Source organism: Paenibacillus sp. FSL R10-2734 (assembly GCF_037963865.1).
Lineage (GTDB): Bacteria > Bacillota > Bacilli > Paenibacillales > Paenibacillaceae > Paenibacillus_AQ.
Genome location: NZ_CP150170.1, coordinates 3428654 through 3442422, shown reverse-complemented (window position 1 = coordinate 3442422; position 13769 = coordinate 3428654). Strand labels below are relative to the sequence as shown.

At 45.0% G+C, this 13769-nt stretch carries 9 protein-coding genes; 1 reads left to right on the top strand and 8 read right to left on the bottom strand.

From position 1 onward, the window contains the following. Window positions 1-42: 42 nt before the first annotated feature. From NSS67_RS15100 to NSS67_RS15075, 6 genes are all read right to left on the bottom strand, one after another. Window positions 43-1029: a glycoside hydrolase family 130 protein gene (locus NSS67_RS15100; RefSeq protein ID WP_076300575.1), complete on the bottom strand. Its 987-nt coding sequence runs from the start codon at window positions 1027-1029 to the stop codon at window positions 43-45. Window positions 1030-1208: 179 nt separating this feature from the next. Next, window positions 1209-2246: a glycoside hydrolase family 18 protein gene (locus tag NSS67_RS15095; protein WP_339320278.1), complete on the bottom strand. Its 1038-nt coding sequence runs from the start codon at window positions 2244-2246 to the stop codon at window positions 1209-1211. A gap of 4 nt (window positions 2247-2250) precedes the next feature. After that, complete coding sequence (locus NSS67_RS15090) at window positions 2251-4866, bottom strand: transglutaminase domain-containing protein (protein ID WP_339320277.1); 2616 nt, start codon at window positions 4864-4866, stop codon at window positions 2251-2253. Between the two features lie 6 nt (window positions 4867-4872). After that, window positions 4873-5898 carry a carbohydrate-binding family 9-like protein gene (locus tag NSS67_RS15085; RefSeq protein ID WP_339320607.1) on the bottom strand — a complete coding sequence of 342 codons (1026 nt, stop codon included), beginning with the start codon at window positions 5896-5898 and terminating at the stop codon, window positions 4873-4875. 29 nt (window positions 5899-5927) lie between these two features. After that, window positions 5928-7214, bottom strand: a complete 1287-nt coding sequence (locus NSS67_RS15080) for an alpha-L-fucosidase (RefSeq protein ID WP_339320276.1) — start codon at window positions 7212-7214, stop codon at window positions 5928-5930. Between the two features lie 27 nt (window positions 7215-7241). Beyond that, entirely contained in the window at window positions 7242-8630 is a 1389-nt protein-coding gene (locus NSS67_RS15075; protein WP_339320275.1) for an alpha-L-fucosidase, read from the bottom strand. 216 nt (window positions 8631-8846) lie between these two features. On the opposite strand from NSS67_RS15075, the gene NSS67_RS15070 reads away from it, so the two are divergent. Continuing rightward, window positions 8847-11111 (top strand): helix-turn-helix domain-containing protein, encoded by a 2265-nt coding sequence (locus NSS67_RS15070; protein WP_339320274.1) that lies wholly within the window; start codon window positions 8847-8849, stop codon window positions 11109-11111. A gap of 77 nt (window positions 11112-11188) precedes the next feature. Here NSS67_RS15070 and NSS67_RS15065 read toward each other — a convergent pair whose 3' ends face one another. Together NSS67_RS15065 and NSS67_RS15060 are read right to left on the bottom strand one after the other, a co-directional pair. Beyond that, complete coding sequence (locus tag NSS67_RS15065; RefSeq protein ID WP_339320273.1) at window positions 11189-12811, bottom strand: extracellular solute-binding protein; 1623 nt, start codon at window positions 12809-12811, stop codon at window positions 11189-11191. A 35-nt stretch (window positions 12812-12846) separates the two neighbouring features. Further along, entirely contained in the window at window positions 12847-13755 is a 909-nt protein-coding gene (locus NSS67_RS15060; RefSeq protein ID WP_076286257.1) for a carbohydrate ABC transporter permease, read from the bottom strand. Window positions 13756-13769: the final 14 nt, after the last annotated feature.

The following is a 13769-nucleotide window of genomic DNA, read 5'->3' as shown; positions in this document are numbered from 1 at the left end:
TCCTCTACAATTGAAATTCTGTCATTGCATCTGATGATGTCGTTACAGCGGATACTTATCCATATAGTCCAGCAGCTCATCCACTGTTGTAAATGCCACGCCTGTTACGGTATCGGCACAACCATAGTAAATGGCAATGCGACCTGTCTCGCTATCTGACAATGCGGCACAAGGGAAAGTGACATTCGGTACATCTCCTACACACTCATACAATGTTTCTGGTCCAAGAATGTAATTCCGTGATCGTGCGAGCACCTTCCATGGTTCGTGTAGATCTAATAATGCCGCGCCCATACGATATACGAACCCGTTACATGTATTAATGACACCATGATAGATCAACAACCAACCACGATCGGTTTCAATCGGAACCGGCCCTGGACCAATTTTCTTCGATTGCCATGCGGATGCATCTGAATTAATCGTCCCCATCACATAACGATGTTTACCCCAATACGTTAGATCTGGACTCTCACTAAAGAAAATATCTCCAAATGGCGTATGGCCTGTATCACTTGGACGGCTTATCATGGCATACTTGCCATTTATTAAGCGTGGGAAGAGCACTCCATTACGGTTATATGGCAAGAAAGCGTTTTCCAATTGATGAAATGTTTTGAAATCATACGTATAAGCAAGACCAATCGTTGGTCCATGATACCCGTTACACCATGAAATATAATATTTATCCTCGATTTTGCACACGCGCGGATCGTAGCGATATTCCCGCTTCGTTACATATTCGTCACCTTCGAATTGGAGCGGTTGCTCATTAATTTCCCAATGTAGCCCGTCCTGACTAAAGCCAGCGAATATATCCATACTTACGGATCTAGAGTCACAGCGGAACACCCCTGCAAATCCACCTTCGAACGGAATCACCGCAGAATTAAAAATACTGTTCGAGTTCACCTGTGCATCACGCTGAATAATCGGATTTTGAGTATACCGCCACACTGGGGCATTATAGCCACTCGGCTTATCCTGCCACGGCATATTTGGTAGTGCCTCACCAATAATTTTGCTCATTTCCTAAACTCCTCCCACGTCTTTGAATGTAGTCTACGGCCTGTCCTCAACGATTGAGTCCAACCTTTCCCCCATACTGTAAATGATAATAAAGCGCATTAAAAGTCTATTTATTCGTAATCTAACGTTTGTTGACTAGGAAATCATGTTTGTTAACTAATTGAATGGGGCGCATCATTTCAGTCTCTCGATAGGCCTGCATACATCGCATCGAGCAGTGTATGTGTCTTGTCGCAGCTGTACTCCCAGAACATCGCACCCGCAAGCTTTTCACGTTGGACATATTCACATTTATGTGTGATCGATTCCACGTCATCATAGGAAATAAACGTATCTCCATTAAATAAATGTGGCGCTTTGGCCTCATCATCCCAATGACGTGTGAACCCATTCTTGTCGATATAATAGGCTAGAAGTTCTGTATATTCCGGACCATAACCTCCTGTTGTACCCGCCATTTGTAGAAATCCATCATTCCTGTTCGGCACCTGCTTCCACATCCGGGAATAGAATGCTACGCCAATGACGATTTTCTCTCGGGGTACACCTGCCTGCATGAACATATTGACGGATGCTTCTGTACTAATTCGGAACAAATCTCCCGTTGAATTGTACAGATTGGTGTGATGTCCCGTTAGAATCTGGAATCCTCCACGCATATCGTAGGTCATCAATTGAACAAAATCTAAATATTGTTGTACTTGATCCATCTCTGTACCATCGATATAATATTGATCTGCTCCTGCAGCGATCGTAAGCAAGTAATGCCTGCCCTCAGCTGCACCTTTCATATCTAACGCTTCTCGAATGGTCTTCAACAGCAGCGTAAAATGACGTTTATCATCCGGTGACGAGGCAATATTGGCTTCACTGTAGCAGGGATATTCCCAGTCCAGATCGACACCATCGAATGGAAGTTCTGTTACTACTCGTACAGCCGAAGCTGCGAATTTCTGACGTCCTTCTTCGGTAGATGCCGCCTCGGAGAAGCCCCCATTTCCCCATCCGCCAACAGAGAGCAGCAGCTGTATGTTCGGATTCATCGCTTTAATCTCGTGCAACTGGTTCGTATATTGCAAATGTGCCGTTGTAATCTGATCATCCAACACATAACCGAAGGCAACGTTCATATGCGTCAGCTTCATCACGTGGTCGCGCGTTAGCTCAGGTAATTTGGAATCACTCACGTAGCCTGCTACAATCATTTGTTGATCCATCCTTTCACATCCTCGATAAAATTTGCATCGCTTCCTTACTGGCTGCAATCTTATATCCCGAAGACATATAACGAATCTGATCATCACGATCTAGAATCATCAGATGTGGGAAGCCCGCTTCACTCGATTGGGCCACTGTAAACAATTCAGGTAATAGATGATACGTTGAATCACGTACAAATAATGTCCTTGCTGGAAGATTCGGATAATCGGCTGGTTGAAATGAAGTTGTCCATTGCTTGTCACCCACCACAAGAATGATAGGAGCATCTATCATATCGAACTCATGCTTCAACTCCGACAGCTCGCGAAGCAGGTGCTTCGAAGGCTCCCGTTCCGGTTCCAGCCATGCGACATAGGCGCCTTGACTGCCCAGAAACTCAGCGAAGATCTGCTCCGATCCATCCCATGTAGCTAGCTTCTCGAATCGATCTACCTTGCCATACACGGGAATGTCCTGCGTAGCTTGACGATACTTCATAACCAGCTTCGTCTCTTCGACTTCTGTCATTTCAAAATAGGTGAGCTTGGTCAGCACGGTTCCATCCTTCAAGCGAATCCCCGTCGTCAGACGATATGCTCCCTGCTCCATCTCAAGGGGCGTATCATACAGGTTATTGGCGCCGTGCGGGTAGCTTAACGTTTTATAAAAACCTTTCTCCAGACGAGCGATCGTAAAATTCTCATAGTATGCAGCCGCTGGCTGGTCTGACGCTGCATCCTGATCACGAAGAATAATTAGAGTTCCGTTCGCTACTGCTGCCTCATTTCCAACTATACCTTTCGTAAATGGGGCATCCACAAAATGACCATTCACCATAAATTGCGGCTTAGCTTCAATGGGATGCAGTCGCGCTGGAATGCCTAGGCTACGACATATGGATACGAACATAATATCGAGAGAGCTACGATCTCCTACACGCAGTTCGAAAGTTCCAACAGCCGTACCCTTCCCTTGCAAATTCGGTAGATCATTCCATATATCCCACGCTTCATCGATGAATTGTACAAGCTTCGTTGGGTCCTGACGGAACAATCCCACTTCTTCTGAAGTGAAGGCTTGTTGGAAAAATGTACGGTACGGTGTAATCATCTCGTAATGAACGCGAGGACACAAAATGTAGGGAATGAAGACGTCCTCCGTGAGCTCACCACGTACCGCCAGTGCGCCAGCCACATGATCTGTAAGGGTTGGAAGGAATGTATCGATGAGATCCTTGTCATGAACACATTCCAATAACCGTAATGCCCAATCTCCATATACGGGTGTTGCTTCGCTTAGAAATGCTACGATCTCCGCACTATTACCGCGTGCTTTCTGAAGTACAGCCCATACTCGATCCGCTGGTAGACTAACGGATACCCCGAGCTCCCTAGCTGCTTCTTCTGTCACGAACGTCGCTTCATACTTCGTACGAATCGCGATTCCTTCCTCCAAACGCTTATTGTGTCGCTCTATCCGTGCCTCGGACAAGTCCTCCATGACCTCGCCTTCACGCGCTGGTGGTGGAACCATATCATAGTCAACGATCGTTCCTACAAGTGGCTGATCCTCTTGATTCAATACAAGCTCAATGTGCTCACAATCAGCCATCGATATTTTCATTTCTCCCCAAATGCCGTCCTTCGCTGCACGAATGATGAGGTCACCAAGACCTGTCTTGAACGAAGCTTCCCCCTGTGCATTAGACGGAATGCTGGCAATTGGGTAAAATTCCGCCATGTTATATAACTGGAATTGCACCTCTGCAGCGTGTACGGGCTGTCCGCATGCATCTTTTACATGTACCGTAATTGTCTTCGTAGGCGCATAATTTTCTAGTACATTAATTTCAGTAAACCATTCATCTGCGAGTGTAATATCTTCGGGTCCTTCATAATTAGCGAAAATACGTGTGTTAATGAGCATGGCTCGGCGCACTGGTGGGCCAAACCATCCTTGATTATGACGCGCTTCCGGCTCACAAGCCCCAATGAAATACCATTCACCATCAGCCCATGCCTCCACCCATGCGTGGTTATCGTCACAATGCGCCCAACGCGGGGTATACACTTGACGTGTAGGGATCCCGATACTACGAAGCGCTGCTACAGCTAGCGTAGATTCTTCCCCACAACGACCGCGTGCATTTCGCATCATCGTTAATGGTGAAATCGTCCGCAGATCGCTCCCAATGTACGTCGCCACTTCGTGGCACCAGTAATTGGCCTCTAGAATCGCTTCCTTCATGGGAAGATTACGTGTTCTTTCCGCCAACTGTTCGTGAAGAATTTGCCGATGTTCTTCAATGTTCTCGGTATTCACACGATATGGTAGCACGAAATGTACAAATAAATGATCAGGTACTTGCCACGGCATATCGCGGCGAATCTGCAGCATCGTTCTTACATGATTGAGGAAGATCTCTCCGTTATAATCCGCCAAGTCATTGGCTGGCATATATGCGAAGAGAAGCTTTAATGCCCAATGTTCTTCTTCCGTTAGCTCGTACTCGAATACATGGAATAGCTGCTGCTCACGTGATCTGGCGAGCTGCTTCTTCGCCTGGAACTTCTGTTCAATGAACGCTAAGGTTTCCTGCGACAATGAAAATACAGAGGTAGGGATCGACATGGTCATGAATGATTACTCCTTCCACAGTAAGCCGTCTTCGCGAATATATAAGCGAGCGGTTTCATCGGTAGTTGAGGCTGAAATATGGAATGATTTACTCGTTATCTCCATGTGAGGCTCAATACTCCAATCATCTTCACCCCGCAGCAGCTCGAACGTTGCTGCATAGTGTCCATGCGCTTCAAAATAATTACGTTCACGATAATACAGCTTACGGAGCTGCCATTTCACCAGTTCATCCGCAGGCATGTCGAATGGCTGCGGGCCATCAACATCTACGAACATCACATAACCCCATAGCTCTGGATAATGCATATTGATAATTCCCTGAGGTGACCATACCCAGTTGTCTTCCGGATAAGGATTTCCAGTATCCGGGTTCATAACCTTGCGGTACTGACCGTCCACAACCTCAGTCCGCCATTCAACACGAGAGAAATTAACACGCCAAAATTGTCCAGCATGCGGTGGTTGTCCATTTGCAGCACATTCTTTCAAGCTACGCCATGGCATGGCAACTTCAATCGTCCATTTCCGATTATCAGCATGCGGGTTATTTAACTCCCCCTCGATATGAACAGCTGTTTTCAGACCTTGGATATCCCATCCGTTGACCGGAGGGCCTCCGTCACGATAAGGTTTCACAAGTAATAAGTCCCACACCGTGTTCAAAGCGTTGATCTCAAACTCGTAATATTGATGTGAGTCCCCTGTTGAATCGATAAAAATCTCAAAGTCATTATCATAAAAAATAACGGAATCACGTTCTGTCAGCGTGCCCCAAATCTGATCTTCCATTAGCTCTGCACCAAAGTAAAAATATTCATCATCCCATAGCATCTTTACACGTGTCTGCTTTGCAGGTAGCGGACGCAGATCCCCTTCAATATTTACGAAATCATCCGTCCATGCTGCTCGATCCCAGAATGGTTTATCTAGCTTCCCATCCAAATGAAGCGACTCCGTCGCTCGTCTGCATAAATAATGCTTAGGCGCATATGTCACAACTTGCGGTTCTGGTACTCCGCTTCGGTTCATCATCGTTGACCTCTCCCTACGTTCTGCAATTAGTTATGTGTAACAACAGCCCCTGCACCGCCATACATACGAACCTCTTCATCAAACTCCAGCTTAAGCACGCTTACCTGTTCATGCATATCCTCTGGTGTCATATGAATCCATGTCGTTCCCGGAATATCGAACCAGGGTACACCGCCATGAATTTCATGAGTGAGTTCTTTGCCCGAGTGTAGTACCGTAATTTTCTTGATCGGATTGCATAGTCCCTTGAGACAGATATTCTCCTTCGGCGCATCGTAGACGAATAAATATAAGGTCTTCTTGTCCGCGGATAAGGTACTCCCACCCAGATAATAGCGTGTCATAATTCCATCCTGCGTACCGTAGATTGCCTTCTCGTGTGCACGAATCCAGTCACCTAGTCCCAGAAGAATGTCCTCCTGTCTTGGATCAATGGTGCCATCCTCCATCGGTCCAATATCCAGCAACATATTTCCGCCCATACTGATGCAATCGCAGAACATGCGGATAATTTGGTTCAAGGATTTATACTTGTCGTCTGTATGCACATAACCCCATGAGGTATTGATGGTCGTACAGAATTCCCAAGCGCCTTCTGGGCGAGTAATGGGAATGCCTTGCTCTGGTGTCTTATAATCGCCATGCCCTTGCAAGCGTGAATTGATAATCACATTCGGAGACAAGGATCTCAAATATTCCTTGAATGCTGGCAGCCCCCACTGTTCTGCACTACGCTCCCAGTCACCATCGAACCATAATAAATCGACAGTACCGTAATTCGTCATGATTTCACGTAGCTGATTATTGTTAAACGTGAGGAATTTCTGCCATGTCTCTTCATCCTGTATGCCATCTACCGGACTTGAGAAACGATTCACCTGACTCAAATCAGCCGGTACGATACCACTCTCGAATACGGAAGGATAATCGGGATGAGACCAGTCAATTAAGGAATAATACATGCCTACATGCAGACCACGTTCACGGATCGCATTGGACCATTCTTTTACAATATCCCGCTTGGCTGGTGTCGCCTTCATGACGCTCAAATCACTGTACTGCGTATCGAACAACGCAACACCATCATGATGCTTGGTTGTAAGCACTGCATATTTTGCACCTGACCTCGCAATGATATCTGCCCAATGCTTCGCATCGAATTTGGACGCTGTAAAACCATCCAACTGCTTCATATACTCCTCATGTGACATTTTCCCGTTATAAAACGACCATGATTCCGCTACACCTTGCACCGCATAAATCCCATAGTGAATGAAAATTCCTAGCTTTGCGTCCGTAAACCATTGTTGCATCTGCTCTTCCTCCCATAGTTCAACTCGTTATTTTATGCGAAATACATGTGCAATTGGGGCAACTCCCGTAAGCTCGCTCTCTGGTAAATGAACGATCAATCCCGTTGTTGTTCGTTCGAATGTTAGATTTTCTTGTCCGCCAACAAGATCCATTTGCGTTACAGCCTGCTCGAGTGGAATACAAATTACTTTGCTCACCGTTTCCTGCTCTTTCGGGTACAAATGAATGGCATAGGTGATATCGCCTTTTTTCGTGAAATGTGTATTTCCAGCAGAGTATGGCGCGCATACGCGCGTTCCATAGATCGCCTCCCCATGAACGTTGAGCCAAGCGCCCATTCCTTTCATCCGATCCATCGCTGCTCTTGACAAGCGGCCATCTGGTTGTGGAGCGACATTAAGTGCTAGGTTTCCGCCTTTGGCTACAACTTCAACGAGCAAATGGATTAATTGACGTGTCGTCTTGTAGTGATCCTCGTACCGATAAGAGAACGCTGTCCCCATCGTAATACAGCTCTCCCATGGAATATGCAGGGGATGCTCGGGCAACGTTTGCTCAGGTGTAACGACATTCTCATACGGGCCGCCAACGGTACGGTCTGCACTTAGTAGCCATGGCTGATGCTGACGTGCCTTCTCCACCACTTCACCCAACCGAATATCCTGTGGATTATTCTTATTCTGTGGACATACCCACCCCGCATCCAACCAGAGCATTTCAATCCGACCATATTTCGTCATCAATTCCATGATCTGATCATGTGTGAACTGTACGAATTGCTCCCATAGCCATGGATAATCTTGTGTTGGATACGAAGGACCTCGATTCATGAACGTCCCCGTCTCCATACCTGGGGCCCAGTATGTTGGTGTGTGCCAATCGGCTTTGGAGAAGTAGGCGGAGATCCCAAGTCCCTTGGCCCGAAAAGCATCAAATACGTTCTTAGAAATATCCGCGTACTTATGTGCATGGAAAGGACAATCCTTGCCCGTAATGCGATAGTCTGTTGTCTGCGTGTCCCACATACAGAAGCCATCGTGATGCTTCGTCGTAAAGTTCAAATATTTAAAGCCACCCTCTGCCGCAACCTCTGCCCACTTCTCAGGTTCGAAACGGAGCGGATTAAAGGTTTTATTCAGCCCGAAGTATTGCCGCTTCAATTCCGCCGAATCAACTCCCCAATCAATATCATCTCGTGACCAATCTCCATCCTTATCACTAAGCGCCCACGATTCAACAAGTCCAAGCTGCGAATAAGGTCCCCAATGCATCATCAAGCCCAGCTTCTGATCCTTGAACCATTCCAGCTGATCTAATAGCTGCGAATCCTCCGGCTTAACGTACTCCGCCTCTGTGCTGTAATTATGTACTCCTTCAACAACAATTTGCTCTTCTTCAACATTGATATCACTCATTTGCACAACCTCCATGCAGCTCTTTTGAGCCTGCGATTCTATTGATTTAGTACGATCTATTTCCCCGAAAAAATATTTGACATAAAAGTAAAGATCAGCTATAAACATCCTATTATGGAAAATAAATAAGCATTCAAGCGCCGATCTGTATCTTGCTATATTTATAGCTTGATAGTAACATCTCCATGTATATGCCATGAAAAGGGGGAAAACACTTTGAACTATAACTATTTCAAATCGAAATTATTTCTGAAATTCACCGGTTCGTATCTGCTTATCCTTCTTATTCCACTCATATTTGTAATCGTTTTCATTTACCGAAATGCTACCGACAATTTACAAAAGGAGATTGAAAACGCTCACTTTAATCAGCTCACCCAAATTAAAACGGTGGTGGATGGACGCATGAATGATTTAAGAGATATGGCGTCGCGGATGTCATACGACGATCGTCTCGCTCATTATCGCATACTGGATCCTTATGAGAGCCGTGACGCGATAGCGGCACTAGATAGCTACAAATCTTCCAATTCCATTGTGGAGGATATATTTCTGTACTATCATCATGACCCTAATATTTATTCCAACCATGGCATGTATAGCCTAGATGTATTTCGTAGCTCCTATCAGTTTGGAAGCTGGAAGAATGATGAACTTGTGACTGCTTTAAACACGTCCAAATTCCCATCCATTCGACTTACGAACATGCTGAATCAAAATTCACCACTAGAGCAATCTGTATTAACCTATATCCTGCCGATCATTCCCAACACCTCTGATCCATATGCTTCGGTCATGTACCTCATTAAAGAGAAAGAGTTGGCATATCTGATCGATTCCGTCCTCGGTAACTATCGAGGATTAACGTATATTTTTGATAATCATGGACGTGTTTTATCCTATAGTGGCCATGGAGATACAGCTAGCCAACAGGATATCCAACGGTTATCAGAGCTTCCACCCGGCATACATAATCTATCGATAAACAACGAAGATCATTCGGTTATTTCCGTCACATCGGATGTCAATGGCTGGTCATATGTGACTTTAATGGCGAGTAATCAATTTTTCAGCAGCGTGCTTAATGTTCGGAGCTTCATCATTATTTTATTCATTGTGATCGCCATTGTAGGAACGGCCATCGCTCTATTATTCGCTCGGATGCAATATCTTCCGATTGCAGAGCTGGTTCGCTTCACGAACAAAAAAACAGATACACCGGCCTCCGGAAATGAGCTCGAGTATATACGAACAACATTGCAGCAGTATAGCTCCAAGGTTGATCTACAAGAACCCTATGCACGCAACCATGTTCTATCCATGCTATTAAAGCACGGGAATGCACAACTGATGACGCCTGAAATATTCGAAGCCTTTCATCTGCATTTCGACCAAAGTCATCATTTTGTAATGGTGATGGGCTGGGATGAATTAGAACAGCAACAACACCTGCAGTCGAGACAAGAAGCATATCGCAAGCTTGCGCACATCGAATTCACATCGCTTACTGCACAAGTATACGGTGTAGAACTCCCACAGTTAGATCAGCTCGCACTCATTGTAAGCATGCAGCTCGCCGATGATGAAGAACATACTACACAGATCGTTCACATCGTGGATGCGATCCGTGACTATACGCTTGGCATGATTGATATCCACCCGATGATCGGTGTAGGTAAATGTTACGAGAGCCCTCAGCAGCTCAATCTATCCTTTATCGAGGCTTGCTCCGCCTTTGAATTGCGTAAATCGACCGAGCATGGAACCACCGTGTATTTTGAAAAGCTATCCAGTGCCCATGACCAAACGGTGTTACTTCCCAATAGCGAACAATTGAAGTTTGCACAAAGCTTGAAGCAGGGCAACTACGAAGTCGCCAAACAAATTATTCACACAGCCATCCATGGGCTTGATAATAAACAACGATCTACCCTGCTGATGCGATGCGTATTGTTCGACCTGCTGAATACCATGCTCAAAGCTGCCGCTGATCTACATATCGATAACATGATGCAACATGCTCCACCCCATTTCATGAATGGTCCCGTAAACCTTATAGAGCAAAATTTTTGTCGATTAGCCGCACAGATTTGTACTCAGGTGGAGCAGACGCATAAAAAAGAAGAACATTCACTCATGGATCATATCGTTGCTTTTATTGACCAGCACTATATTGATCATTCGCTTAGCCTTGAATCTGTATCTGCTGCGTTTACGATTTCACCTTCCCATCTCAGTCGTTCATTCAAGGATAAGGTCGGCATCAACTTCGTCCAATATATTTGGCAAAAACGATTAGATAAGGTCAAGGAACAGCTCGTAATAACAAGTGATCCGTTAAAAGATATTATCCAGCGCGTCGGCTACCTCGACACACCAAACTTTATTCGAAAATTCAAAAAAGAAACCGGTTATACCCCGGGCCAGTATCGACAGATGCATAGTAATCATCCCAATACTGAGCCTAACGATACCGTATAATCCTTCATCGCTTAGGGTTCATCATAACTTCCCGGTCGTGCCTAGCATGACCGGGAAGTTTTTCAATATGGAATAACTTACTTGGAAGCAGCCCAAGTATCGTATGCTTGTTGGTACGTCGATACGAGCTTCTCATACCCCATTTTTTTCATTTGTGCGATATATTTATCCCAATTGGATAATGGCTCTGCACCTGTAACGAATTTCGCTTCCATTTCCTTCACGTATTTATCCAAATCGGAACGGAGTGTTTTGATTTCAGTCTGTTGGTCTACCGTCAGGAATACCGATGGGAAGGGAACTTTCGCAATAGGTGTAAGCTTTGTAGCTGTTTCTTTGTCAATCCAGTCATCAAAGCTAGTACGAAGTCCTAGCACATAGCTGTTCTCGTATGCGCCTGGTGTATTAATACCATAGTTTGGCGTGATGGTACCGCGGTATTCTTCACGATCCTTGCCATCTGGAACAGGCAGCCATTCTTTTTCACCCGTTGCTTTATCCTTGTATTTGAACATCGTTCCTTCAGGTCCATACGCCCAGAAGGAATACCCTTCTTCGCTAAATTGGTAATCAATCCAACGCATACTTGCCTCAGGATTCGGATTCGTATTTGAAATCGCGAAACCGCCGATTGTATTAATACCAGGATGCTTGCCATATACAGGTGTTCCAGCAATATCACTAGATACAGGCTGCATCATCGGGTTATCTTCACTCGGTTCACCACCAAGCGTGAAGTATGGGAAATAATCGGAGAATAAGGCCACTTGATTATTTTTACCTTTCGCTACCTTCTGATCATTGGTTTGTGAGAATGTCTCATGATCCAGTAACTTCTCGTTCCACAAGCGATTCAAGAAAGTTAAGTATTCTTTGTAGCCTGGTTCAGCTTGTGGAAAGTGTACTTTATTATCCTTATCTGTGTAGATATCCTCATTGTACATGCCCCAAAATCCGAAGAAGAACATCCGTAAATCATCTAATTTCACAGAGGCTAGAGGGATCTCATCATCTTTACCGTTACCGTTCGCATCTTCCTCTTTTACCTTCTTCAAATAGGTGTATAGCTCTTCTGTTGTCTGTGGCAATTTGTTCTCCATACCGAATTTCTTCAAGAACTTGCCGTTATACCACATCGGTCCACGGTACCATACTGCAGATGGTTGAATATTACGTAATGCATAGATATGTCCATCCGGTGTTGTCATTGATTTGCGAATATCCGGATTAGCATCAAGAATTTTTTTCAAATTTGGTGCATAGCCCTCATCAATGTATTTTTCTAAAGGCAGCAACAATCCTTGACTTCCGTAAGTAACTTGATCCGATCCTTTTAGATCCGCCGCATAGAAAATATCGGGAAGCGTACCGCTTGCAAATACTAAATTCTTTTTCGTCTCAAAGCTGTCTTGTGGGGCGTTTTGAAGCTTTAACTTGATATTCGTCATCTTCTCGTATTCCTGAATAACAGGCATCTTGTTCCAATCCTGACGTCCTACATCCGGTGCCATAATGGATAGCTCAATCGGTTTATCCACGATAGGAAAGCCAGTCTTATGAACCTCTGTGGCTGTGTCTGAGCCTTCTGTGCCTTCTGTGCTTGCTGTCCCCTTATCGCTACTTGATCCACATGCAGTAAGAATAGACATTGACATGGAAAGAACTAACAACATAAGTCCAGCTTTACGATAAATCGTCATACAAAAACCTCCCCTTTGTTATTTGTATCTTAAGATCAACCCTTAACAGAGCCAATCATGACACCTTGCACGAAATAACGTTGTAAGAATGGATAGACAACAATAATCGGAAGCGTAGATACGATAATGACCCCATACTTGACAAGTGAAGCAATTTCCGCCTTGTTGTTCTGGGCTGCAGCAGCTGTCGCATCGATAATGCCACCTACTTGCGATTGCATTTCCTGAAGCACGAGAATCTGACGAAGCACAAGCTGCAATGGATACTTCGCATCATCATTCAAGTAGATCATGGCGCCGAAATAGCTGTTCCAATGCCCTACCCCGTAGAATAAGGCCATAACTGCGATAATTGGCATCGATAACGGGAGAACAATCCGCAGGAACAAGCGAATATTCGTCGCACCATCGATTTGAGCCGCATCTTGAAGCTCAGCTGGAATGGAGTTCGCGAAGAAGGTACGAGAGACAATAATATTCCAGATTGACGCTGCGCCAGGAAGTACTAGTGCCCACATCGTGTTGACCATGCCTAGCCCTTTTACCAACATGTATGTAGGGACGAGACCCCCTCCAATGAACATCGTTACCATGAACATCCCCATGAAAAACCCACGGCCTACAAAGTCCTTACGACTGAGTGCATATGCCGCTGGCATCGTAACGACCAAGTTAATCGTTGTGCCTAGCAATGTATACAAAATCGTATTTCCATACCCCGTCCAAATCTTCGAGTTCTGAAATACAATTTCATACCCCTTAAAGGTAATACCTTTTGGAAGAAGCCACATTTCACCGGAAGCAACCATCTTCGGATCACTGATGGATGCGCTAATAATATATAAGATGGGATATGCGACTAACAACAATGCAATTGTCACATACGTATAGGTGCAAATTAGAAATATTCGATCTCGCTTAGATAGCTTTATACCTGATACCATAAATTCCAACCTCC

Bases quoted from the DNA above. Each gene is read 5' to 3' on its own strand.
- NSS67_RS15100 (WP_076300575.1), bottom strand. From the start codon at position 1,029: ATGAGCAAAATTATTGGTGAGGCACTACCAAATATGCCGTGGCAGGAT.
- NSS67_RS15060 (WP_076286257.1), bottom strand. From the start codon at position 13,755: ATGGTATCAGGTATAAAGCTATCTAAGCGAGATCGAATATTTCTAATT.
- NSS67_RS15090 (WP_339320277.1), bottom strand. From the start codon at position 4,866: ATGACCATGTCGATCCCTACCTCTGTATTTTCATTGTCGCAGGAAACC.
- NSS67_RS15080 (WP_339320276.1), bottom strand. From the start codon at position 7,214: ATGCAACAATGGTTTACGGACGCAAAGCTAGGAATTTTCATTCACTAT.
- NSS67_RS15095 (WP_339320278.1), bottom strand. From the start codon at position 2,246: ATGGATCAACAAATGATTGTAGCAGGCTACGTGAGTGATTCCAAATTA.
- NSS67_RS15075 (WP_339320275.1), bottom strand. From the start codon at position 8,630: ATGAGTGATATCAATGTTGAAGAAGAGCAAATTGTTGTTGAAGGAGTA.
- NSS67_RS15085 (WP_339320607.1), bottom strand. From the start codon at position 5,898: ATGAACCGAAGCGGAGTACCAGAACCGCAAGTTGTGACATATGCGCCT.
- NSS67_RS15065 (WP_339320273.1), bottom strand. From the start codon at position 12,811: ATGACGATTTATCGTAAAGCTGGACTTATGTTGTTAGTTCTTTCCATG.